Here is a 22,632-nt window from a genome sequence, read left to right as displayed (position 1 = left end):
CTCATCGCGCAAAGTTGCACTCTGGGCAAGATCGGCAGATGCTTGTGTGCGGCAACCATCTGCGTCAGGGGAGGGCAGCGTGGAGAACGCCGGTCGCGAACTCGGTACGAGGCTGTCGGAGCTGGTCCGGAGCGTGCGGCTGATCAGGCGGCACCGGGCCGACGTCCGGCCGGCCGTGCCGATCGGCCTGGCCGGTCTCCTCATGCAGATCGAACGGCTGCCCGCCGACTGTCACGCCCGCGAGTTGGCGGCCCGCAGCGGACTGGACCCGTCGACCGTCAGCCGCTCCATCGCCTCGCTCGTCAGCCACGGGCTGGTCGAGCGGCGCGCCGACCCCGCCGACAAGCGGGCGAGCCTGCTGACCGTCACCCCGGCCGGGCGGGCCGCCCTGACCGACACCTACGACTGGTACGGCCGGATCCTCGACACCGCGCTCGCCGACTGGACCCCGACGGAGGTGGCGGCGTTCGCCGCCGCGCTCGGCCGGTTCACCCGCGACGTCGAGACCGCCCTCGGACACCACAACAACCTGGAGGCCGCGCGATGAGCGCACCCACCACCACGGCCGGCGACGCGCCGATGACACACCGGCAGACGCTGGAGGCCCTCAGCGGCCTGCTGCTGGTGCTGTTCGTCGCGATGCTCAGCGGCACCGTCGTCTCGACGGCGCTGCCGAAGATCATCGGAGCGTTGGACGGGTCGCAGACCCAGTACACCTGGGTGGTCACCGCCACCCTGCTCACCGCGACCGCGACCACCCCGATCTGGGGCAAGCTCGCCGACCTGTTCAACAAGAAGCTGCTGGTCCAGATCGCCATCGTCGTCTTCCTGGTCGGCTCGGTGATCGCCGGCTTCGCCCAGACCGCCGGCCAGCTCATCGCCGCCCGTGCGTTCCAGGGCATCGGCGTCGGGGGCCTCCAGGCCCTCGTCCAGGTCGCCATCGCCGCGATGATCCCGCCCCGGGAGCGCGGCCGGTACAACGGCTACCTCGGCGGCGTCATGGCGGTGGCGACGGTCGGTGGTCCGCTGCTGGGCGGGCTCATCGTCGACACGTCCTGGCTCGGCTGGCGCTGGTGCTTCTTCGTCGGGGTCCCCGTCGCCGCCATCGCGCTGGTCCTGCTCCAGTTCACCCTGCGCCTGCCGACGGCCCGCCGCGAGAACGTCAAGATCGACTATCTGGGCGCGGCCCTGATCGCCGCCGGCGTCAGCGTGCTGCTCATCTGGATCTCCTTCGTCGACGACTCGTTCGCCTGGCTCTCCTGGCAGTCGGCCGCCATGGTGGGCGGCTCGGTGGCTCTGCTCGCCCTGGCCGTGCGGGTGGAGTCCCGGGCCGAGGAGCCGGTCGTCCCGCTCGACCTCGTCCGGCAGCGGACCACCGCCCTGGCCATCCTGGGCAGTCTGGCGGTCGGCATGGCGATGTTCGGCGGCGCCGTCTTCCTCGGGCAGTACTTCCAGATCGGCCGTGGCTACAGCCCCACGGAAGCCGGGCTGCTCACCATCCCGATGATGGCCGGCGTCCTCGGCTCGTCGATCATCGCCGGCCGGCTGATCACGAAGACCGGGAAGATCAAGCCGTACATCGTCTTCGGCGCGATCGTGCTCGTCATCGGGTTCGCCCTGCTCGGCACCATCGACCACGAGACCTCGCTGGTGCTGGTCGGCGCGGCCATGTTCATCGTCGGCGTCGGGGTCGGCATGACGATGCAGAACCTCGTGCTCGCGGTGCAGAACACCGTCTCGCTGCGGGACATCGGCGCGGCCAGCTCGACCGTCGCGTTCTTCCGCTCGCTCGGCGGCACCATCGGCGTCTCGGTGCTCGGCGCGGTCCTCGCCCGGCGGGTCACCGACCAGATCACCACAGACCTCTCCGCCGCCGGCATCCCCACCTCCGGCAGCGCGGGAGCCGGCAGCCTGAACCTCGACGCCATGCCCGCCGCCGTCCAGCAGATCGTGCGCGCGGCGTACGGGGACGCGACCGGCCACATCTTCCTCATCTCCGCCGCCATCGCCGTCGTCGGCGTCATCGCCGCGGTCCTGCTGAAGCCGGTCGGCCTGCGCAGCAGCCTGGACCTGCCCGACCCGGCCAGGTCGGCGGCCGTGGGCGCCGACGCCGTCGACGGCGCTCCCGCCTTCGACCAGGTGACCGGGGACGCCCCCGTACGCGAGGTGCCGGCCCGCCGCTGACGGGCCCGCCGCGCGTACGACTCGGGGCCGCCACCGTCGGAAGACGGTGACGGCCCCGACCCCTTTCGGGCGGCTGGGACGCCCAGCGAGGGACGATCCGGAGTGTCGGCGGGCGGGCCGTTTCAGGCGGGCGGAGCGCCGGACCGCCCCGTGGAAGACGACGGTGGGGAGGGACGGCGCCGCGTCCCTCTCCACACCGTGCGCGGACCGCTCAGGACAGGAACTTGTCCAGGGCGGCCTCGATGCTGCCGGAGTCCGGCGCCGCGTGCGACTTCATGGTGGTCTTGTTGTACGAGATGAAGCTCGGGCAGCGCGCCGCCGGGGCGGTGATGGTGCCGCCGTCGCCGATCTTCTCGCCGGTCTTCGCGGCGTAGAAGGTCAGGGTGTAGCGCGACGAGATGTAGTCGATGGTGACCTGCTTGCCCGCGCTGTCCTTGTACTGGCACTTCTTCGGCGCGCCCTCACTGCCTTCCACGAACTTCAGGCAGCCGACCACCGACACCGTCTCGAAGTCGGCGCTCTTGGCGTAGTAGGGCTTGTTCGAGGCGACCGACTTCGTCGACCAGAAGTTCGGCCGGTCGGGGTTGTTCGAGAACGTGTACGCCTTGGCGCCGGTCGGGCCGTTGTAGGGGGCCGCGTTCAGGATCTGGCCGCCCTCGCAGACGTTCGACAGGTCGCTGGAGTAGCGGGCGGTCACCGCGTTGTTGTTCGGCTCCTGCGTCTCCTGCTGCCCCGGCGTGGGGGAGGCGTCGGTGCCCGGGGTGCCGCTGGCACCCGGGCCGGCGGTGGGGCCGGCGGTCGCGACCGTGGTGGGCTCGTCGTCGTCACCGTTGACCAGGATGAGGCCGATGCCCGCGCCGCAGATGGCGAGCACGAGGACCACCGCGCCGGCGACCAGCCCGATGATCAGGCCCTTGTTCGACTTCTTCGGCGGCGGGAAGGGAGCGCCGAACTGCGGCGCCTGCGCTGGCTGCCCGTATCCCGGGTACCCGCCCTGCTGCGGGGCCGGCGGCCCGCTCCAAGGGGTGACGTTCGGGTCCGGCTGCTGCCCTCCGTACGGAGGGTAACTGTCGCTCATGTGAAGCCCTATCGCTGTCGACGTGTGCCCAGGCACGGGATCAAGGATCAGGGTAGTGAGCGCCGCAAATTGCGACGACGGGCGGCTGAACCCGTGGGGAGTCGCCATCCCACGTCGACGGCACCGCAGGTGACTCTGCGTACGAGTTACGGCTCGGTACGTGCAGAGAGGCCGGATCGCCCCGGATTTGTCGACGGCGTGGATCCGGGCCGCCGGAAGGGAATTCCGTTGTGCGGCCGGGAGTGCGGGCTGCCGGCACGTCGAGTTCGGACGTGTGACGAAGATCACTCGCGATCGGGCCGAGATGTGGGCGACACCGGTGCCGCCCCGCCCCGCCAGGGTGGCCGGACGCCTTCCGCGGTGTCCGGACCGCCCCTGGCCGGTGCGTACGGGTCAGGTGGCCGTGCAGCTCACCGGCCCCGTGCCGGCGCCCCCGGAGGTGGTGGCGAGGAAGCCGAAGGTGGCCTGCGCGCCGGGAGCGAGGTCGCCGTTCCAGTCGACGTCACCGGCGGTCACCTCCGCCCCGCTCTGGGTCAGCCGGGCGTTCCAGGACTGGGTGATCCGCTGGCCGTCGGAGAGGGTGAAGCGGACGGTCCAGCCGGAGGCCGGCGTGGCGCCGGAGTTGCGTACGGTCACCTCGCCCTGGTAGCCGCCCTGCCACTGGCCCACCACCCGGTAGCTCGCGGTGCAGCCGGTGGCCGGGCCGCTGGGTGTGGGCGAGGGGCTGGTGGGCGTCGGGCTGGCGGTGGGCGTCGGGGTGACACCGCCCAGCGCCTCGGTCAGCGCCGGATACCACCGGTCGGCCATCTTCCGGTCGCCCGACGCGTTCGGGTGCACGCCGTCGTAGGTGTCGGTGGCCGTACTGAAACCGGTCCACTGGTCGACCACCACCACCGGCGAGGCCGGGGTGGAGATCGTCGCCGCCCAGCCGTCGATCGCGTCGTTGAGGGCCACCACCCGCTGGCCGCACTCCGGGCACGTGGGCGGCGCCATGGGGATGATCTTCGCGACGAGGACCTTCATCGCCGGGTTGCTGGCCCGCATCTGCGCCACCAGCCGGCCGTACGCGGCGAGGATCGTGGCGGGCGCGACCGCACTCCACACGTCGTTGGTGCCGAAGTGCATCAGGACGATGTCGGGCCGGGTGGCGGCGAGCCAGCCCGGCAGCAGGTTCTGGTTGGCCACGGTGGTCACCAGGTAGCCCCCGTGTCCCTCGTTGTCGCCGTCGTGGGGCTGGCCGCAGCCCTGCGGGCCGAGCGTCCCGACGAAGTCGACGTCGGTGTGGCCGGTGGCCTGGAGGCGGTTCCAGAGCACGGAGCGCCAGCAGCCGGGCGAGCCGGTGATCGAGTCGCCCAGCGGCATCACCCGTACCGGTGCGGCGGCCGCCGGCAGGGCGGGGGAGGGGGCGGTGAACCCGACGACGAGGGCGAGGGGGATCGCCGCCAGCGCGGCCAGCAGGGCATGGAGCAAGGGCCTTCGGAGCATGGTGGAGGAACTCCTGTCACAGGTCGAGGTGCGAGGTGTGACGGCCCGGTGCTCCCTGGGGCAGTCAACCAGGAAAGTTGACGCATCTCAATGGAATCTCGCCTCACGCAAGACATTCACGAATTCTTTTCTCAACATCGTCCTCACATCGTGAACATCAACAAAATTTACGATCATGAATGTGGCGGCTAAGGTTTGCTCATCGTCCAGACCGCTCGTCGGGTGCGCCACGAGCCACCCGGGGGCCACCACAGTAGGAGGACCGGGAGATGACACTCCCTCGCACTCATCGGCGTACCCTCGCCGCTGCGGCCAGCGTGTTCGCCAGCGCCGCCATGGTCACCACCATGCTCGGCGCCCCGGCGGCGGCCTCGGCCACCGGCGAGATCCTCAGCGCCGGTGGCGCGACCGCCGTAGCCGACAGCTACATCGTGGTACTCAAGGACACCAGCGTCGGCGGTCGTGCCGGCACCCGGCAGGGCGAGGTGAAGAGCACCGCCGGCTCGCTCGCCGCCCGCTTCGGCGGCAGCGTCGGGCACGTCTACGGTGACGCGCTCAACGGCTTCGAGGTGAAGCTCTCCGAGCGGGCCGCCAAGCGCCTCGCCGCGCACCCCGCCGTCGACTACGTCGAGCAGAACCACGCCGTGTCGCTCGCGGCCACCCAGAGCAACCCGCCGTGGGGTCTGGACCGCATCGACCAGCGGCCCCTCCCGCTCAGCCGCACCTACACCTACAACAGCAGCGGCACCGGCGTGACGGCGTACATCATCGACACCGGCATCCGGACCAGCCACAACGACTTCGCCGGTCAGGCCGTCGACGGCTACGACGCGATCGACAACGCGCTGCCGGCCGCCGACTGCAACGGCCACGGCACGCACGTCGCGGGCACCGTCGGTGGCAACACCTACGGCGTGGCGAAGAACGTCCGGCTGGTGGGCGTGCGGGTGCTCAACTGCCAGGGCAGCGGCACCTGGGCGCAGGTCATCGCCGGCATCAACTGGGTGACCTCGAACCACCAGGCGGGCCAGCCGGCCGTGGCGAACATGAGCCTCGGCGGCGCCACCAACGCCTCCCTGAACACCGCGGTGGCGAACTCGATCGCCGACGGCATCACCTACGCGGTGGCCTCCGGCAACTCGAACGCCAACGCCTGCAACTTCTCGCCGGCCTCCGTGCCGACGGCGCTGACCGTCAACGCCTCGCAGAGCAACGACGCGCGGGCCTCGTTCTCCAACTGGGGCACCTGCACCGACATCTTCGCCCCGGGCGTGGGCGTCCTGTCGGCCTGGTACAACAGCAACACCGCCACCAACACCATCAGCGGCACCTCGATGGCCTCGCCGCACGTCGCCGGCGCGGCGGCCCGGGTGCTCAGCGTCAACCCGAGCTGGACGCCCGCCCAGGTGCACTCGTACCTGGTCAGCCAGGCCACCACGAACGTGATCACCAGCCCGGGCACCGGTTCCCCGAACCGCCTGCTCTACCTGGCTCCCACGTTCTGACCGACACCGTCGGCACACCGGCCCCGGGGCGTACGCGCCCCGGGGCCGGCGCGTGCGCAGATGTCGACGTGCGTCCATGTTGCGGGGAGCGGGCGGCCCGCCTAGGCTGCCGTCAATGGGAGCGCTCCCGGCCCCGTGGGCAGGGTGTCCGCGAGCCTCCCTACCGGACGATCCGCCGTCGGACCGCCGGCACCCCCACCACCCCTCGGAAGCGAAGGCACCCGCATGAAGCTCCCTGCGCGCCCGTCCCGGCGCACCCTGCTCATGGCCGGCGCGGTCGGCGCGCTGACCGTCGCGGCGTCGGCCGCCGTCCCGCCCGCCGACGCCCAGGCCGCCACCGGTTGCGCCGTCACCTACACGACCAGCAGTTGGGCCGGTGGCTTCACCGCCAACATCACGATCAGGAACCTCGGCGACGCGGTCGACGGGTGGACGCTCGGCTTCGCCTTCCCCGACGCGGGCCAGCGGGTCGGCCAGGGCTGGTCGGCGACCTGGAGCCAGACCGGCGCCGCCGTCACCGCCCGCAGCGTGAGCTGGAACGGCGCGCTGGCGACCGGCGCGTCGACCAGCATCGGGTTCAACGGCACCTGGACCGCCGCCAACCCCGCGCCGACGGCGTTCACCCTCAACGGCACCGCCTGCACCGGCGCGACCACACCGACCACTCCGCCGCCGCCGACCACCCCGCCGCCGACCACCCCGCCGCCCACGACCCCGCCGCCCACGACCCCACCGCCGGGCGGGCAGACGCCGGTCGCGATCAACGGCCAGCTGCGGGTGTGCGGGGTCAACCTGTGCAACCAGTACGGCCGGCCGATCCAGCTGCGGGGCATGAGCACCCACGGGATCCAGTGGTTCGCCCGCTGCTACAACGACGCCTCACTGGACGCGCTCGCCGACGACTGGCGGGCCGACCTGCTGCGCATCGCCATGTACGTCCAGGAGGACGGCTACGAGACCGACCCGGCCGGGTTCACCAACCGGGTCAACGCCCTCGTCGACGAGGCCGAGCAGCGGGGCATGTACGCGCTGATCGACTTCCACACCCTGACCCCGGGCGACCCGACGTACAACCTCGACCGGGCCAAGACGTTCTTCGCCGCCGTCTCGGCCCGCAACGCCGCCAAGAAGAACGTCATCTACGAGATCGCCAACGAGCCCAACGGCGTCAGCTGGGCGACCATCAAGAGCTACGCCGAGCAGGTCATCCCGGTGATCCGCGCCAACGACCCGGACGCGGTGGTCGTGGTCGGCACCCGCGGCTGGTCCTCGCTGGGCGTCTCCGACGGCTCGAACGCCAACGAGGTCATCAACAACCCGGTGAACGCCGCCAACGTCATGTACACGTTCCACTTCTACGCCGCGTCGCACCGGGACAACTACCGCGCCGAGGTGGAGCGGGCCGCCGCCCGGCTGCCGCTGTTCGTCACCGAGTTCGGCACGGTGGACTACACCGGCGACGGCGGGGTGGACGTCGCCAGCAGCAACGCCTGGATCGACCTGCTGGACCGCCTGAAGATCAGCTACGCGAACTGGACCTACTCGGACAAGGCCGAGGGCAGCGCCGCGCTGCGGCCGGGCACCTGCGCCGGGAGCACCTACACCGGCCCGGGCGTGCTCACCGATTCGGGCGCCCTCATCCGTGACCGCATCCGTACGCCGGACAACTTCCCCACCGCCTGATCCCGTTCCCGCGCGAGGCCCCGCCGCACCCGGCGGGGCCTCGCCGTGCGCGTCTCCAACGAGGCGCCGGCCGGCGGAGGATCCACCCGCGGGACGCTGTCGAGCTGATGTCGTGGACGATTCACCGCCGCCCTCGGTGGCTCAGAAGCCGCCTGATGTCACAGACGACTCAGCTCGACAGCGTCGCGCGACCCTTCCGCCGCGGACCGGCTCGGCGACCACAACCGCAGCGCGGAGCGCGGAGCATCCGCCATCCGGCCAGCAGCCGCGTGACCGACCGCAGCCGACCGGCCGGCGCACCCTCAGGCGGGTACGGCGTGCTCCGACTCGAACCGCTCCCGGGTCAGGAACGCCAGCTGGGCCCGCTTGTCGGGCATGTCGATCTCGTCGGCGAAGGTGAAGCCCTCCCGCCGCAGCCGCTCCAGCGCGCGCTCGTTGCGGACGTCGGGCTCGACGACGATCCGCAGCCGGGTGGGATCGGCGAACAGGAAGCGGGCCAGGGCCGGCCCGATGGCCGTGGTGAGGCCCTTCGGCGGGCGCCTGCCGGGGGCGAGCAGCAGATGCATCCCGACGTCGCCGGGCCGCACGGGGTAGCGCTCGCCGACCGGATCCGCCTCCGGCTGGTACGTCTGGAGCAGGCCGATCGGCGTGCCGTCGAGCATGATCAGGTACGCGTGGTGGGTGTCGAGGCTGTCGACGAACTCGTAGATCTCCCGCACCTCGTCGACCGAGTGCGAACCCATGCCCCAGAACGCCGCCCGGGGCTCGGTCACCCAGCCGTGCACCAGCTCCGCGTGGGCCCTCGGGTCCAGCACGACGAGCGACAGCTCGCCGAAGCCGGCAATCTTCTCCTGGTATGTCACGATGTCGCGTCTCCTGGTTCTCGGGTGAGTTCACGCCAGTCGGTGACCACCGGAGCCAGCTCCCCGGCGGCCCACAGTGGCAGTTGGTCGGCGAAGTGCGGGTCGCCGGGTCGCCCGGACGCGCCGAAGGGGACGATCCAACGGCTCTCCGCGCGGTCGGTCAGGTCCCACACGTAGCGGGCCACCGGGCCCCGCCAGCACGCGTCGGACACGCCGGGCACGCTGGACGTGGCCAGCACGCAGTCGGCGTCGCCGCCCAGCGCGACCCGCTCGCGCATGCCCCGTACCGCCTCGTCGACCGCCGCCGCCACGCCGAGGTGCACGGGGTGCAGCACGTGCCGCCGGCCCCACGGCCCCGGCGGCTCGCCCGCCGCGACGTCCTCGAGCGCGCCGGCCGCCACCGGCCCGACGTCGCCACCGAGGCGGTGCAGCCCGGTGGCCACCCCGTCCAGGGCGTGGCCGATGCGCGACAGCGGGTCGGTCCACGGCGCGAAGAGGCCGTCGAACGCGCTCGGGGCGTCGCGCAGCGGGCGCAGGCAGGGGTGGTCGTACAGGCGGCGGGCCAGGGCCGCGCGCCAGGCGGCCCAGGCGCCGGCGTCGGCGCTGTCGGCCCGCATCTGCCCGTCCCACGCGGTCAGCCGCTCGCGCAGGCGCCGCGCCGGCCCGCTGAGCGCGCCCGGGTCGACCCGGGCCAACACGCCCCGCAGCGTCGCGGCCTCCAGCCGGGTGTCCATGTGTACGGCCTCCGCCCGGGTCCCCTCGGCGAGCAGGGCGCGGATGCGGCGGGCCCGGTGCGGCGGGGCGAAGCCGGTGCCGAGGTCCGCCACGTCGGGGCGGCGGTCGTTGGCGCAGACGGCCGGCCCGTCGACGACGGTGCGGCGCGGCCCGGCGTAGCCGCCGTGCCAGCCGTAGCGCGCGTCGTCGCCGGGCACCGGCTCGCGGCGGCACCGCTCGTCGCGCAGCGGGACGAGCCCGGCGACGAGCTGGCGGACCGCCCCGTGCCGGTCGGCGACGAGGACGCTGTTGACCGGTTCGACCCAGTCGCGCAGCGCGTCGGCCACGTCGTCGGCGCTGCGGGCCCGCAGCAGCGGCAACAGCGCGTCGAAGCCGAGGCGCTGCTCGACCCGGCTCGGCACGCGCAGGCTGATCGCCTCATCGGTGCCCCGGTCGTGGTCGACGACGGGCCCGCGCGGCGTCTCGATCACCTCGACGGTCTCCGGCTCGCCGCCGCGGACCTCGACGCGCTCGACGTGCCGGAGTGCCGGCGCCCAGCCGTCCGCCTCGCGGACGAGGATCACGTCGCCGTCGCGGCGCAACCGTTCCCGGTAGAGATCCTGGTAGTCGGCCATGGCGTTGGTGACGGCCCAGGCGACCTCGCCGGCGTGCCCGAAGTGGGGCAGGCCCGGGACCCCGGGGAAGGCGAAGCCGAACACGTCGAACTCGGGGCAGGCCAGGCGCACCTGCTGGTAGATGCCGGGCAGTTCCAGGATGCGGTGCGGGTCGCCGGCGATGACGGGCGCCCGGCCGGAGGCGGGGTCGGCGGGCAGGGCCCAGGCGTTGCTGCCGGACCCGCCCGGCCCCTCGACGGCGAACAGGTCGACAGCCGCCGGGCCCAGGGTGGCGGCGACGTGGGCGTGCCACAGCTTGTTGGGGAAGGTGGAGAAGAGCACGTGCTGGACGAGGAAGACCCCCAGCGGCGACCACGGCCGCCACCGTCCCGGGGCGCAGCCGACCGCCGCGAACTCCGGTGCCGCCGCGGCCCCCTCGGCCAGCCCCTCGTTGACCCCGTCGACGTAGGCGGTGACCCACCGGCGGGTGTCGGGGGCGAGCCGCTCGAAGCAGCGCCGGGCGGTGTCGTCGAGGCGGGCCCGGCGGGCGAAGCGGTCCCAGCGCAGTTCGGCGGGGCCGACGTGCTCGGCGAGCCGGCCCTCCGAGCGCCACCGCTCCACTTCGATCTGCCAGGCCCGGTCGAGGGCGGCGACCCGCCCCTGCAACCGGGCGAGCCCGTCGACGTCGTCGGCGCGCAGGTGGGGGATCCCCCACCGGTCGCGATGGATGCCGGTCATCGTCGCGCCTCGCGGATGGGCGCTCGGCCCACCTGCCACAGGAATGTCAACTTAGGCTACCCTCCCCTAACTGAGGCGAACCTTACCTGGAGGGGTGCGTGAAGCGAAACTGGGAAGCCCTGGTGCTCAAGGCGATGGGCGGCCGTGACTTCCGGCTGACCGTGCTCGGCACGGAGTCCGTCGGTGAGCACTACCGCCGACTGCGCATGGACGGCGGCGGGCTGCTGGAGGCGTGCGGCGTGCACCCCACCATGTGGGTACGGCTGTGGTTCGACAACGACGGCAAGCCGCACCAGCGCGCGTACACCATCGTCGACCCGGACCCGGAGACCGGCCGGTTCGACCTGGAGTTCGCCATCCACGACGGATGCGCCGCCCGGTGGGCCGCCGCCGCGCAGGTCGGTGACACCATCGACGCCACCGTGCAGGGCACCGGGTTCAGCCTGCCGGACCCCGCCCCGCGACACCTGTACCTGGTCGGCGACGCCGCCTCGCTCCCGGCGGTGAACAGCCTGCTCGCCGCGGCCCCCGACGTCCCGGCGACGGTGTGGCTGGAGTACGCCCACGAGGGCGAGAAGGAACTGGCGCCGCGCGCCGCGGCCCCGCACGACGTCAACTGGGTGCCGCGCCGCGACGACGGGCGGCACCTGGTCGAGACCGTCTGCGCGGCCCTGCCCGCCGCCGAGGACGCCCACTACTGGGTGGCCTGCGAGGCGGCCAGCACGCGCGGCATCACCAAGCACGTACGACGCAACCTCGGCGTCGGCAAGCACCAGCTCACCTCGCTGGCCTACTGGAGCGCCAGGTGAGGGGTCGGCTCGGCACCCTCACCGCGCTCTACGTCACGCAGTACCTCGGCATCGGCTTCATCACCGTCGGGCTGACCGCCATCCTGCGTGACGGCGGCACCTCCCTCGACACGCTGGCGCTGTTGCAGTTCGTCGGTCTGGTCTGGCCGATCAAGTTCCTCTGGGCGCCCCTGATCGACCGGTACGGCTCCCGCCACCGCGGCCACTACCGGTCCTGGCTGCTGGTGCTCCAGGGCGGCATGGTGCTGGCCCTGCTGGCCCTGCTGCCGTTCGACCGCCCGGCCGGGCAGCTCGGCCCGGTCGTCGCGATCTGCGTCGCGTACGTGTTCCTCTCCGCCACGCAGGACATCGCCGTCGACGCCGTCGCCGTCCGGCTGCTCTCCGGGCGCTCGCGGGGGACCGGAAACGGCATCCAGGTCGCCGCGAGCTACGTCGGCAACCTGCTCGGCGGCGGCGCCTGCGTGGTCGTCTACGACCGGTTCGGCTGGGTGCCGGCGATCCTGCTGCTGGCCGCCCTGACCGCCGTCGGGCTGCTGGTGGTGTGGCGGTTCCGGGAACCGGAGCGCACCGACCGCGTCGCCAGCGCCGGCGCGGCGTACCGGGCGCTGCTGTCGGTGCTGGGCCAACCCGGCTGCCGGTGGTGGACCTTCGGCGTGGTGCCGCCGGTCTACATCGGCGCCGGCGCGACGTACGCCCTCGTGACGCCCGCCCTGGTGGACGCGGACTGGTCCCTGGCGCGCATCGGCGTGGTGACCGGCGTGGTGACCAGCCTGCCGGCCATCGTGGCCGGTCTGCTCGCCGGGGCCGCGATCGGCCGGTTCGGGCGCGGCCGCGTCCTCGTGGCCGGGGGAGTGGCGCTCGCGCTCTCGACGGCGATGCTGCTGCCGCTGATGAACGGCCGGGCGCCGCTCGCCGGGACGGTTGCCGCGCTCTGCTGCTTCATGGCCGCCTACACGATCGCCAACGTCGTGCTCTACACGGTCAACATGGACTATTCCCGGCCCGGCACGGGCGGCACGGACTTCACCGTGCTGTCGTCGTTCGGGCTGGTCTGCTCCTTCGTGGCGGCCTCCGTGGCGCTGGCGGCGGCCGAGGTGTTCGGCTACCCGGTGGTCGCCGTGGCCGCCGTCGTCCTGGTGGCGCTCGGCGTCGCGCTGGGCCTCGGGCACCAGCGGCGCTTCCGGCACCGATCCGGTGCGACGCCGGGTGAGCGGGAGCTGGCGAAGGTGCCGGGCTGAGTGATGCAGCTCAATGTGGACGGCGATGTTGACACATCCTTAGGTTAGGGTAACCTAAGCTCGCTCGATCACCGACTGCGGGCGGGCGGTGACGTCCCGCCATCCCGCCCCGCGTCCATTCCCGACCGTTTGAGGACCCGCATGAGCCTGCCCGGATCCACCGTCCAGGTGCCTTCGACCGGGGTGACCCCCGGGTCCGACGGCGCCCGCGCCCACCTGTTCACCGCCGGCTCGGTCGAGGAGTACCGGCGGGTGCTGGCCGAGGGGATCGGCCGGGTGGCGGCCCGGGTGAGCGAGGTGGACCGGCCCTTCACGGGCGCGACGCCGGACGAGCTGGCGCCGCGGATCGCCGGCATCGACCTGGACCGGCCGCTGGGCGACAGCGGGGCCGCGCTCGACGAACTGCACGACGTCTACCTGCGCGACGCCGTCTACTTCCACCACCCCCGCTACCTGGCGCACCTCAACTGCCCGGTGGTGATCCCCGCGCTGCTCGGCGAGGCCGTGCTCAGCGCCGTCAACTCCTCGCTGGACACCTGGGACCAGAGCGCCGGCGGCACCCTGATCGAGCGCCGGCTCATCGACTGGACCGCCGACCGGATCGGCCTGGGGCCCGCCGCCGACGGCATCTTCACCAGCGGCGGCACCCAGTCCAACCTCCAGGCGATGCTGCTGGCCCGCGAGGAGACCTGCGCGAACCTGGTCGGCCGGGCGACCGAGCGGCAGTCCCGCCCGGAGCTGCTGTCCCGACTGCGCATCCTCACCTCGGCGGCCGGCCACTTCAGCGTGCAGAAGGCCGCCAAGCTGCTCGGCCTCGGCGCCGACGCCGTGATCACCGTGCCCACCGACGCCGACCGGCGGATGCGCACCGCCGACCTGGCCCGGGAGATCGCCCGGTGCCGGGAGGAGGGGCTGGTGGTGATGGCCGTCGTCGCCACCGGCGGCACCACCGACTTCGGCACCATCGACCCGCTGCCGCAGATCGCCGACATCTGCGCCGCCGCCGGCGTCTGGCTGCACGTCGACGCCGCGTACGGCTGCGGGCTGCTGGTGTCGCCGACCCGGCGGCACCTGCTCGACGGCATCGAGCGGGCCGACTCGGTCACCGTCGACTACCACAAGTCGTTCTTCCAGCCGGTCAGCTCCAGCGCGCTGCTGGTACGCGACCGGCGCGTGCTGCGGCACGCCACCTGGCACGCCGACTACCTCAACCCCGCGCGGATGGTCGAGCAGCGCATCCCCAACCAGGTCGACAAGAGCATCCAGACCACCCGCCGCTTCGACGCCCTCAAGCTCTGGCTGACCCTGCGGATCATGGGGCCGGACGCGATCGGCGCGCTCTTCGACGAGGTGATCGACCGCGCCGCCGCCGCGTGGCAACTGCTCACCGAGGACCCCCGTTTCGAGGTGGTCACCCGCTCGCAGTTGAGCACCGTGGTCTTCCGCTACCTGCCGGCCGCCGCCGGCCGGGAGGTCGTCGACGACGCCAACCTGTACGCCCGCGAGGCGCTGGCCGCCTCCGGCGCCGGCCTCGTCGCCGGCACCAAGGTCGACGGCGCGCACTACCTCAAGTTCACCCTGCTCAACCCCGAGACCACGCTGGACGACATCGCCCACGTCCTCGACCTCATCGCCGAACACGCCGGCTGGTACGCCCGGACCAGGGCCACCGCCGAGCTGTCCTGCCCCGTCGGCTGACGATCCGCCCCCGCTCTGGAGAACCGCATGTCGACGCACGACTTCATCGCCGTCGGGCTGGGCCCGTACAACCTGGGCCTGGCCTGCCTGACCGAGCCGATCGACGAACTCGACGGCATCTTCCTGGAGGCGCGGGACAGCTTCAGCTGGCATCCCGGGATGCTGCTGGAGTCGACCCGGCTCCAGACGCCGTTCATCGCCGACCTCGTCACGCTCGCCGACCCGACCTCGCCGTACTCCTTCCTGAGCTACCTCAAGGAGTCCGGGCGGCTCTACCCGTTCTACATCCGGGAGAGCTTCTTCCCGCTGCGCAGCGAGTACGACGACTACTGCCGCTGGGCCGCCGGCAAGCTGGGCAGCATCCGGTTCGGACAGCAGGTCACGGCCGTCGGCTACGACCCGGCCGACGAGCACTACACCGTCACGGCGACGGTGGCGGCCACGGGGGAGCCGGTCACCTACCGGGCCCGGCACCTGGTGCTCGGCACCGGCACCCCGCCGTACGTGCCGGACGCCTGCGCGGACCTCGGCGGCGACATGATCCACAACTCGCGGTACCTGGAGCACCGGGCGGCGCTGCGCGCGAAGCGGAGCATCACCGTGATCGGCAGCGGGCAGAGCGCGGCCGAGATCTACCACGACCTGCTCGCCGACATCGACACGTGCGGCTACCAGCTCAACTGGGTGACCCGGTCGCCCCGGTTCTTCCCCCTCGAATACACCAAGCTCACCCTCGAGATGACCTCGCCGGACTACGTGGACTACTTCCACGCCCTGCCGGAGCCCACCCGCTACCGGCTGGAGTCCGAGCAGAAGGGGCTGTTCAAGGGCATCAACGCCGACCTCATCAACGAGATCTACGACCTGCTCTACGCCAAGAGCATCCCCGGCCCCGTCCGCACCCGGCTGCTGACCAACACCGAGCTGACCGCCGCCGCGTACGACGAGTCCGGCGGGACGTACACGCTGGGCCTGCGCAACGTCGAGCAGGAGTGCGACTTCACGCTGGACACCGAGGGCCTGGTGCTGGCCACCGGCTACCACTACCGCGTACCGGAGTTCCTGGAGCCGGTGCGCGAGCGCATCCGCTGGGACGCGCACGGGCGCTTCGACGTGGCCCGCAACTACAGCATCGACCACACCGGACGCGGCATCTTCCTGCAGAACGCCGGCACCCACACGCACAGCGTCACCTCGCCCGACCTGGGCATGGGCCCGTACCGCAACTCCTGGATCATCCGGGAGCTGCTGGGCCGCGAGCACTACCCGATCGAGAAGGGCATCGCCTTCCAGGAGTTCGGCGTGCCGGCCGGGGCCGCGTCGTGACCGAGGTGGTCCACCGCCGGGTCGACGAGCGGCTCGGCGAGTTCGCCCTGCGTACCCTCGATCCGGACGCCGACGCGCCGCTGCTGCACCGCTGGGTGACCCACCCGAAGGCGGCGTTCTGGCTCATGCAGGACGCCGACGTGGCGCGGGTCGCCGAGGAGTACCGGCGGATCGCCGCGCACCCGCACCACGACGCGTTCCTGGGCCTGCACGAGGGCCGCCCGGCGTTCCTCGCCGAGCGGTACGACCCCGCCCACGTCGAACTCGTCGGCCTCTACGACGCGGCCGACGGCGACGTCGGCATGCACTTCCTCTGCGCCCCCGCCGACGCCCCGGTGCACGGCTTCACCCTGGCGGTGATCACGACGGTGATGGCGTGGCTCTTCGCCGACCCGGCCACCCGCCGGGTCGTCGTGGAGCCCGACGTGCGCAACACGGCGGTGCACGCGCTCAACGCGGCCGTCGGCTTCACCGTCATCGGCCCGATCCGCAAGCCCGAGAAGGACGCGCTGCTCAGCGTCTGCACCCGTGACCAGTTCCACGCCGCAACCCGAGGAGACGTGCCCGCGTGAACCCGCTCGCATCCGTGGCCCACCTGACGCCCGCGAACTGGGCCCACGCCAACCGGCTGCTGGTCCGCAAGGCGCTGGCCGAGTTCGCCCACGAGCGGCTCCTCGCGCCCGAGCCCGTCCCCGGCGACGAGCCCGCCCCCGCCGCGCGTCGGTACCAGGTGCGCGGCGACGACGGGGAGGTCGTCTACCGGTTCATCGCGAGCCTGCTGGCCCTCGACCACTGGCGCATCGACGCCGACAGCATCACCCGCCACCGCGGCGACACCGAGCTGCCGCTGGACGCCCTGGAGTTCTGCCTCGACCTGCGGGGCGCGCTCGGCCTGACCGACCAGATCCTCCCCGTCTACCTGGAGGAGATCAGCTCCACCCTGGCCAGCACCGCGTACAAGCTCGACAAGCCGGCCGTCAGCGCCGCCGAGCTCGCCGACGCGGACTTCCAGACCATCGAGACCCAGATGACCGAGGGCCACCCCGGCTTCGTCGCCAACAACGGGCGCATCGGCTTCGGCGTCGACGAATACCGGGCGTACGCCCCGGAGGCCGGCAACCCGGTGCGGCTGATCTGGGTGGCCGCGCACCGCGACCGGACGACCTTCACCTGCGCCGCCGACCTCGACTACGACACGCTGATCCGCGCGGAACTCGGCGACGACACCCTCGCCCGGTTCGCCGACACCCTGACCGGGCTCGGCCTCGATCCGGCCGACTACCTGCTCGTCCCGGTGCACCCGTGGCAGTGGTGGAACAGGATCTCGGTCACCTTCGCCGCCGAGGTGGCGCAGCGGCGGCTGGTCTGCCTCGGCCCCGGCCCCGACGAATACCTGGCCCAGCAGTCCATCCGCACCTTCTTCAACGTCACCGACCCGACCCGGCACTACGTCAAGACCGCGCTGTCCGTGCTGAACATGGGCTTCATGCGGGGGCTGTCGGCCGCGTACATGGAGGCCACCCCGGCCATCAACGACTGGCTCGCCGAGCTGATCGACGGCGACGAGGTGCTCAAGGGCACCGGGCTGACGATCATCCGGGAGCGGGCCGCCGTCGGCTACCGGCACCTGGAGTACGAGGCGGCCACCGACCGGTACTCCCCGTACCGCAAGATGCTCGCCGCTCTGTGGCGGGAGAGCCCGGTGCCCGCGCTGGAGCCGGGCCGGCGGCTGGCCACCATGGCGTCGCTGCTGCACACCGACCGCGACGGCCGCTCGTTCGCCGCCGCGCTCATCGCCCGCTCGGGCCTGGCGCCGAAGGCGTGGCTGCGCCGCTACCTCGACGCCTACCTCACCCCGCTGCTGCACAGCTTCTACGCCCACGACCTGGCCTTCATGCCGCACGGCGAAAACGTCATCCTCGTCCTCGACGGCGCGACGGTCGAACGGGCGATCTTCAAGGACATCGCCGAGGAGATCGTGGTGATGGACCCCGATGCCGACCTGCCGCCGCAGGTCCGACGGGTCCGGGCCGACGTGCCGGAGGACATGAAGCTGCTGTCCATCTTCACCGACGTCTTCGACTGCTTCCTGCGCTACCTCAGCGCCATCCTCGTCACCGAGGACGTCCTCGACGAGGAGACCTTCTGGCGCACGGTCGCCGAGTGCGCGGCCGACTACGCCGATAGCGTCCCGCACCTCGCCGAGCGGCTGCGGCGCTACGACCTGTTCGCCCCGGAGTTCGCGCTGTCCTGCCTGAACCGGCTCCAGCTGCGCAACAACCAGCAGATGGTCGACCTGGCCGACCCGTCGGCCGCGCTGCAACTCGTCGGCACCCTGACCAACCCCATCGCCCGCTTCGCCCCGTCGGCCCGATGACGACCACGACGCTCGCGCCGGCCGCGGAACCACCGGTCGGCGGCGCCGACGGGCGGGTACGCGGCCGGTGGCTGATCCTCGCCGTGCTCTGCCTCGCCCAGGTCACCGTGGTGCTCGACAACACGGTGCTGACCGTGGCGATCCCCGTGCTCACCACCGAGCTGGCCGCCAGCACCGCCGACGTGCAGTGGATGATCAACGCGTACGCGCTGGTCCAGTGCGGCCTGCTGCTCACCGCGGGCAGCGCCGCCGACCGGTACGGCCGCCGCCGGATGCTGCTGGCCGGGCTCGTGCTGTTCGGGCTCGGCTCGCTGGCCGCCGGGCTCGCCGGGTCCAGCGGCCAGTTGATCGCCGCCCGCGCCGGCATGGGGATCGGCGGCGCGCTGCTGGTCACCGCCACCCTCGCGGTGGCGATGCAGGTCTTCGACGACGCCGAGCGGACCCGCGCGATCGGCCTCTGGGCGGCGGCGAGCGCCCTGGGGTTCGCGGCCGGGCCGCCCTTCGGCGGGCTCGTGCTCGCCCACCTGCCGTGGGGGGCGATCTTCCTGGTCAACGTCCCGATCGTGCTGGTCTGCCTGGTGGCGGCGTGGGCGCTCGTGCCGGAGTCGCGCCAGCCGGCCCGCGGCCGCCTCGACCTGGGCGGGGTGCTGCTCTCCACGGCCGGCCTGACCGCCGTCGTCTACGCGATCATCGCCGGGCCGGAGCAGGGCTGGACCGCCGCCGGGGTGCTGGGCGCGGCGGTCGCCGGAGTGCTCCTGCTCGCCGCCTTCGTGACCTGGGAGCGGCGGGTCGCCGACCCCATGCTGGACATGCACTTCTTCCGCAACCCCCGCTTCGTGGGGGCGGTCTCCGGGGTCGTCCTGATCACGTTCGGCGCCACCGGCGCGCTGTTCCTGCTGACCCAGCACCTCCAGTTCGTGCGCGGGTACCCGGCCTGGGAGGCCGGCCTGCGGATGATGCCGTTCGCGCTCTCCATCGTCCTGCTGAACGTCGGCGGGGTCGCGGCGCTGGTGATCCGCCGACTCGGGCTGGCGTGGTCGATCGCCCTCGGCATGACGCTGCTCGCCGGCGGTCTCGCCCTGATCACCCACGCCCCGACGGACGGCTACCCGGTGCTGCTGGCGGGCCTGCTGGTGATGGGCGCCGGCTGCGCCGTGGCCAACCCCGCCATCGTCGAGGCCGTGATGAGCGCGATCCCGCCGGAGAAGGCCGGGGCCGGCGCTGGCGTCGACGGCACCATGACGGAGGTCGGCAGCAGCCTCGGCGTCGCCGTGCTGGGCGCCATCCTCAACGCCCGGTTCGCCGCCCTGCTGCCGGCCGCCGTGGCCGGCGCCGGCTCGTTCCCCGCCGCGCTGGCCGCCGCGCGCAGCGAGTCGGAGCGCGCGCTCGTCTCCGACGCGTTCCGCTCCGCCCTGGAGACCGGTCAGACGGTCGGCGCCGTGGCCGTCTTCGCGGGCGGCTGCGTCGCCGCCGCGCTGCTGCGCCGCGCCGAGCGGGCCGGCTGACCCGGGGGCGTCCGCTCCCGGGCGACGCCGGTCGGCGCCAGGCGGGCGGGGCCGCCGCCAGACCCCGGGACGCCCGGTCCGAGCGGGTGGGCGGCTCAGCCCCGGCGGAGCGTACGCAGCGCGCCGGCCCAGGCGACCACCTCGTCGAGTACGGTGCCGAGGGCCTGCTCCTGGTGCGCCGCAGGCCGGAAGTCGCGGAAGTTGACGAAGTCGGTCGTCAGGGAGAGCGCGACCTGCGAGCGGACGTCGGCCACCCCGAGCTGCCCCAGCACCAGCCGCAGGTGCTCCGCCGCCCGGGTGCCGCCGTGCACGCCGTAGCTGACCAGGCCGGCGGCGGCATGCTGCCACTCCTTGAACAGGAAGTCGACGGCGTCCTTGAGCGCGCCCGGGATGGAGTGGTTGTACTCCGGGGTGACGAAGACGAAGCCGTCGAAGCTGGCGACGGTCGTCGCCCAACGGCGTACGGCGGGGCGCCTCGACGGCGCCATCGACGGCGGCAGCAGCTCGTCGAAGTGCGGCAGGTCGTAGTCGGCGATGTCGACCAGCTCGACCGTGGCGTCGCTCCGCTTGGCGGCGACGTCGGTCACCCATCGGGCGACGGCGTCGGCCTTGCGGCCCGGCCGCGTGCTGCCGACGATGACACCGATCCTGACCATGGCTGATCTCCTCTACGGGGTGGGGACGGGACGCACGGGCACCGGCAGGCCGGCCAGATCACGGGCCAGCTCCAGCGCGCCGTGCAGGGACGACGTCGCGCCGAGGGCGGCAGCGCGCACCGGCGGCGCCGGCCGCCCGGGACGGCCGGCGGCGCGGGCCCGCTCGGCGACGAGCGGCACGAAGTCGGGCAGACCGGCGGCGAACCCGCCGCCGACGATCGCCAGCGCCGGGTCCAGCAGCTCGCCGAGGCTCACCACCGCCGCCGCCAGCGCCCGGCAGCTCGCGTCGACCGCCGCCACCGCCCAGGGCCGGCGCTCGTCGAGTGCCGCCCGCAGGTACTCGAAGCTGACCTCGGCGCCCCGGCCGGCGCCGGCCCGGCGCAGGGTGGCGGGGCCGGACGCGATCGACTGGAGACAGCCGCGCCGACCGCAGTCGCAGCGCTCGCCGTCGAGGGCGACGACCATGTGACCGATCTCGGCGGAGGACCGGCCGGGCACCGACCGCCCGGCCAGCACCACGCCGCCACCGATCCCGGTGCCCACGCCCAGGTAGACCACGTCGTCCGCGCCGGCGCGTCGGGCCTCGGCCAGCGCGGCGAGGTCACCGTCGTCGGCCACGGCGGTCGCCGCGTCCGGGAAGAGGCGGCGCAACGCGCCGGCGAGGTCGAGCCCCGCCCAGCCGGGCCGCCCGGGCCAGGTGGTGACGGTGCCCGCCGGGTCCGTGGTCGCCGGCATCGCCACGCCGACCGCGCCCACCGGCCCCCACGCGTCGCGCAGCCGGTCCACCTCGGCGGCCAGCGCGGCCAGGTCCTCGCCGAGGTCGGCGCCGGGCGGCCAGCGGAAGCTGCGCTCGTACGCCGGCCGCCCGGCCGCCTCCGCGCGCAGCGCCACCTTGGTACCGCCGACGTCGACGCCCAGCACACCGGGCGTCCGCTGTGGACCGGTCACGCCCGGACCTCAGCCCTGCAGCACGTGCAGGACCACGAGCGCGACGGCCGCCACCGCGAAGATCACCGGCGTCAGGGTCATCGCGGCCGGGTCCTTCGCGCGGGCGTGGTAGACGACCGCGCCCACCATCTGCAGGGCGAGACCGATCGCCGCCGCGATGCCCAGCGGCGGCCAGAGCAGGCCGAGCAGCAGGCCGGCGACCGCGGCGAGTTCCAGCACTCCGAGCACGCGGGTCAGCCCGGGCGAGACGCCGAGGTGGTCCATCCGCTCGCGCATCTGTGCCTGCCCGGTGAGCTTCGGCACGGCGGTGCCCACGAACACCGCGGCGAGGATGAGGGTCAGGACGAGGATGGGAATGTGCACGTGAGGTCCTTCGGGAAGAGTCGGGACGTGCGGACGACCGTACCGCTGCCGTGGCGGCGCAGACGGGACCCGACGGTGGGGCCCGCGGTCGTCACCGGACGGTCGCGACGAGGGCCCGGGCGGCCAGCCGGTAGCCCAGCGACCCGAGCCCGACGATGACGCCGCTCGCCAACGGGGCGATCACCGAATCGTGCCGGAAGCTCTCCCGGGCCCAGACGTTGGACAGGTGCACCTCGACGAAGGGGCGCGGGTAGTTCGCCAGGGCGTCACGCAGGCTCCAGCCCGCGATCATCAGGGCGCCCGGGTTGACGATGGCGCCCACGGTGTCGTAGTTGTCCTGGATGGCGCGGATCAGGGCGCCCTCGCAGTCGTGCTGCTCGGCCACCACCCGCCAGCCCCGCCCCGCGATCTCCTCGCCGACGGCGCGTTCGATGTCGTCCAACGTGTCGGTGCCGTAGATCTCCGGCTCCCGTCGGCCGAGGATGCCCAGGTTCGGGCCGTTCAGCAGCAGCACGTCCGACACACTTCACCTCGCGGGGCGCGGCCCTGTCCCGACAAGGCCCGATGACTGGTCCACGCAGTCTTACTACGCCCGGGGCGCCGGGCGAACCGGCGGCGGCCCTGGCACGGGCGGACTAAGGGGTGGCTAGGGGCTGTTAGGGGCGGTGACCGTGCTGCCGGGTCGGTTACCGTCCTCCCTGCTGAAGCGACGACGCCGGCTCCAACGGCAGCGTCACCTACCTCGTACCGGCCATCCGGCGCCCCGGTGTGCCCGGACCGCGTACCGGCGGTCCCGGGTCGTCCCGGCCGATGGTCCGGCGAAGCCCCTGGTCTGCCCGAGTTGGGAA

General features: G+C 73.0%; 19 protein-coding genes. 11 read left to right on the top strand and 8 right to left on the bottom strand.

The features are described from left to right. Window positions 1–79 precede the first annotated feature (79 nt). Together AC5L34_RS26495 and AC5L34_RS26490 are read left to right on the top strand one after the other, a co-directional pair. Window positions 80–547, top strand: a complete 468-nt coding sequence (locus tag AC5L34_RS26495; RefSeq protein WP_441176727.1) for a MarR family winged helix-turn-helix transcriptional regulator — start codon at window positions 80–82, stop codon at window positions 545–547. Beyond that, entirely contained in the window at window positions 544–2,184 is a 1,641-nt protein-coding gene (locus tag AC5L34_RS26490; protein ID WP_441176726.1) for an MDR family MFS transporter, read from the top strand. Before AC5L34_RS26495 ends, AC5L34_RS26490 begins: the two co-directional genes overlap by 4 nt. A 211-nt stretch (window positions 2,185–2,395) precedes the next feature. On the opposite strand, the gene AC5L34_RS26485 is transcribed toward AC5L34_RS26490, so the two are convergent. Together AC5L34_RS26485 and AC5L34_RS26480 are read right to left on the bottom strand one after the other, a co-directional pair. After that, window positions 2,396–3,262, bottom strand: a complete 867-nt coding sequence (locus AC5L34_RS26485; RefSeq protein WP_441176725.1) for a hypothetical protein — start codon at window positions 3,260–3,262, stop codon at window positions 2,396–2,398. Window positions 3,263–3,655: 393 nt separating this feature from the next. Then, complete coding sequence (locus AC5L34_RS26480; RefSeq protein WP_441176724.1) at window positions 3,656–4,747, bottom strand: cellulose binding domain-containing protein; 1,092 nt, start codon at window positions 4,745–4,747, stop codon at window positions 3,656–3,658. 269 nt (window positions 4,748–5,016) lie between these two features. Between AC5L34_RS26480 and AC5L34_RS26475 the strand changes: the two genes are divergently transcribed. Both AC5L34_RS26475 and AC5L34_RS26470 read left to right on the top strand, forming a co-directional pair. Beyond that, the gene (locus AC5L34_RS26475) at window positions 5,017–6,252 is read left to right on the top strand and encodes a S8 family peptidase (RefSeq protein ID WP_441176723.1); all 1,236 of its coding nucleotides are present in this window, start codon (window positions 5,017–5,019) and stop codon (window positions 6,250–6,252) included. Window positions 6,253–6,477: 225 nt separating this feature from the next. Next, a complete protein-coding gene (locus AC5L34_RS26470) occupies window positions 6,478–7,935 on the top strand; it encodes a cellulase family glycosylhydrolase (protein ID WP_494827449.1) in 1,458 nt (485 codons plus the stop codon). A 302-nt stretch (window positions 7,936–8,237) separates the two neighbouring features. On the opposite strand, the gene AC5L34_RS26465 is transcribed toward AC5L34_RS26470, so the two are convergent. Beyond that, the gene (locus tag AC5L34_RS26465; RefSeq protein WP_441176721.1) at window positions 8,238–8,798 is read right to left on the bottom strand and encodes a GNAT family N-acetyltransferase; all 561 of its coding nucleotides are present in this window, start codon (window positions 8,796–8,798) and stop codon (window positions 8,238–8,240) included. Then, on the bottom strand, window positions 8,795–10,864 hold the full coding sequence (locus AC5L34_RS26460) for a penicillin acylase family protein (protein WP_494827447.1): 2,070 nt from the start codon (window positions 10,862–10,864) through the stop codon (window positions 8,795–8,797). The genes AC5L34_RS26465 and AC5L34_RS26460 overlap by 4 nt, the downstream gene beginning before the upstream one ends. A 98-nt stretch (window positions 10,865–10,962) precedes the next feature. Between AC5L34_RS26460 and AC5L34_RS26455 the strand changes: the two genes are divergently transcribed. From AC5L34_RS26455 to AC5L34_RS26425, 7 genes are all read left to right on the top strand, one after another. Then, window positions 10,963–11,673 (top strand): siderophore-interacting protein, encoded by a 711-nt coding sequence (locus tag AC5L34_RS26455; RefSeq protein WP_494827445.1) that lies wholly within the window; start codon window positions 10,963–10,965, stop codon window positions 11,671–11,673. Continuing rightward, window positions 11,670–12,911, top strand: a complete 1,242-nt coding sequence (locus AC5L34_RS26450) for an MFS transporter (protein WP_441176718.1) — start codon at window positions 11,670–11,672, stop codon at window positions 12,909–12,911. The genes AC5L34_RS26455 and AC5L34_RS26450 overlap by 4 nt, the downstream gene beginning before the upstream one ends. Before the next feature lie 141 nt (window positions 12,912–13,052). Further along, the gene (locus AC5L34_RS26445; protein ID WP_441176717.1) at window positions 13,053–14,609 is read left to right on the top strand and encodes a pyridoxal phosphate-dependent decarboxylase family protein; all 1,557 of its coding nucleotides are present in this window, start codon (window positions 13,053–13,055) and stop codon (window positions 14,607–14,609) included. A 27-nt stretch (window positions 14,610–14,636) separates the two neighbouring features. Beyond that, the gene (locus tag AC5L34_RS26440) at window positions 14,637–15,935 is read left to right on the top strand and encodes a lysine N(6)-hydroxylase/L-ornithine N(5)-oxygenase family protein (protein WP_494827443.1); all 1,299 of its coding nucleotides are present in this window, start codon (window positions 14,637–14,639) and stop codon (window positions 15,933–15,935) included. Window positions 15,936–15,940: 5 nt separating this feature from the next. Next, window positions 15,941–16,507 carry a GNAT family N-acetyltransferase gene (locus AC5L34_RS26435; protein WP_441176821.1) on the top strand — a complete coding sequence of 189 codons (567 nt, stop codon included), beginning with the start codon at window positions 15,941–15,943 and terminating at the stop codon, window positions 16,505–16,507. Further along, window positions 16,504–18,312, top strand: a complete 1,809-nt coding sequence (locus AC5L34_RS26430; protein ID WP_494827442.1) for an IucA/IucC family protein — start codon at window positions 16,504–16,506, stop codon at window positions 18,310–18,312. The genes AC5L34_RS26435 and AC5L34_RS26430 overlap by 4 nt, the downstream gene beginning before the upstream one ends. Beyond that, window positions 18,309–19,817 (top strand): MFS transporter, encoded by a 1,509-nt coding sequence (locus AC5L34_RS26425; RefSeq protein ID WP_494827441.1) that lies wholly within the window; start codon window positions 18,309–18,311, stop codon window positions 19,815–19,817. The genes AC5L34_RS26430 and AC5L34_RS26425 overlap by 4 nt, the downstream gene beginning before the upstream one ends. 95 nt (window positions 19,818–19,912) lie before the next feature. Here AC5L34_RS26425 and AC5L34_RS26420 read toward each other — a convergent pair whose 3' ends face one another. The 4 genes from AC5L34_RS26420 to AC5L34_RS26405 form a co-directional block, all read right to left on the bottom strand. Further along, complete coding sequence (locus tag AC5L34_RS26420; protein ID WP_494827439.1) at window positions 19,913–20,473, bottom strand: NADPH-dependent FMN reductase; 561 nt, start codon at window positions 20,471–20,473, stop codon at window positions 19,913–19,915. A gap of 12 nt (window positions 20,474–20,485) precedes the next feature. Beyond that, complete coding sequence (locus AC5L34_RS26415; RefSeq protein ID WP_441176712.1) at window positions 20,486–21,421, bottom strand: ROK family protein; 936 nt, start codon at window positions 21,419–21,421, stop codon at window positions 20,486–20,488. 9 nt (window positions 21,422–21,430) lie between these two features. Further along, a complete protein-coding gene (locus tag AC5L34_RS26410) occupies window positions 21,431–21,784 on the bottom strand; it encodes a DoxX family protein (RefSeq protein ID WP_494827438.1) in 354 nt (117 codons plus the stop codon). A gap of 91 nt (window positions 21,785–21,875) precedes the next feature. Beyond that, window positions 21,876–22,307, bottom strand: coding sequence for a type II 3-dehydroquinate dehydratase (locus AC5L34_RS26405; RefSeq protein ID WP_311413974.1), 432 nt, complete (start codon window positions 22,305–22,307; stop codon window positions 21,876–21,878). Window positions 22,308–22,632: the final 325 nt, after the last annotated feature.

The organism is Micromonospora sp. ZG13 (assembly GCF_059359355.1).
The sequence above is the reverse complement of the archived record's forward strand: the minus strand, read 5'-3'. Positions and strand labels throughout refer to the sequence as shown.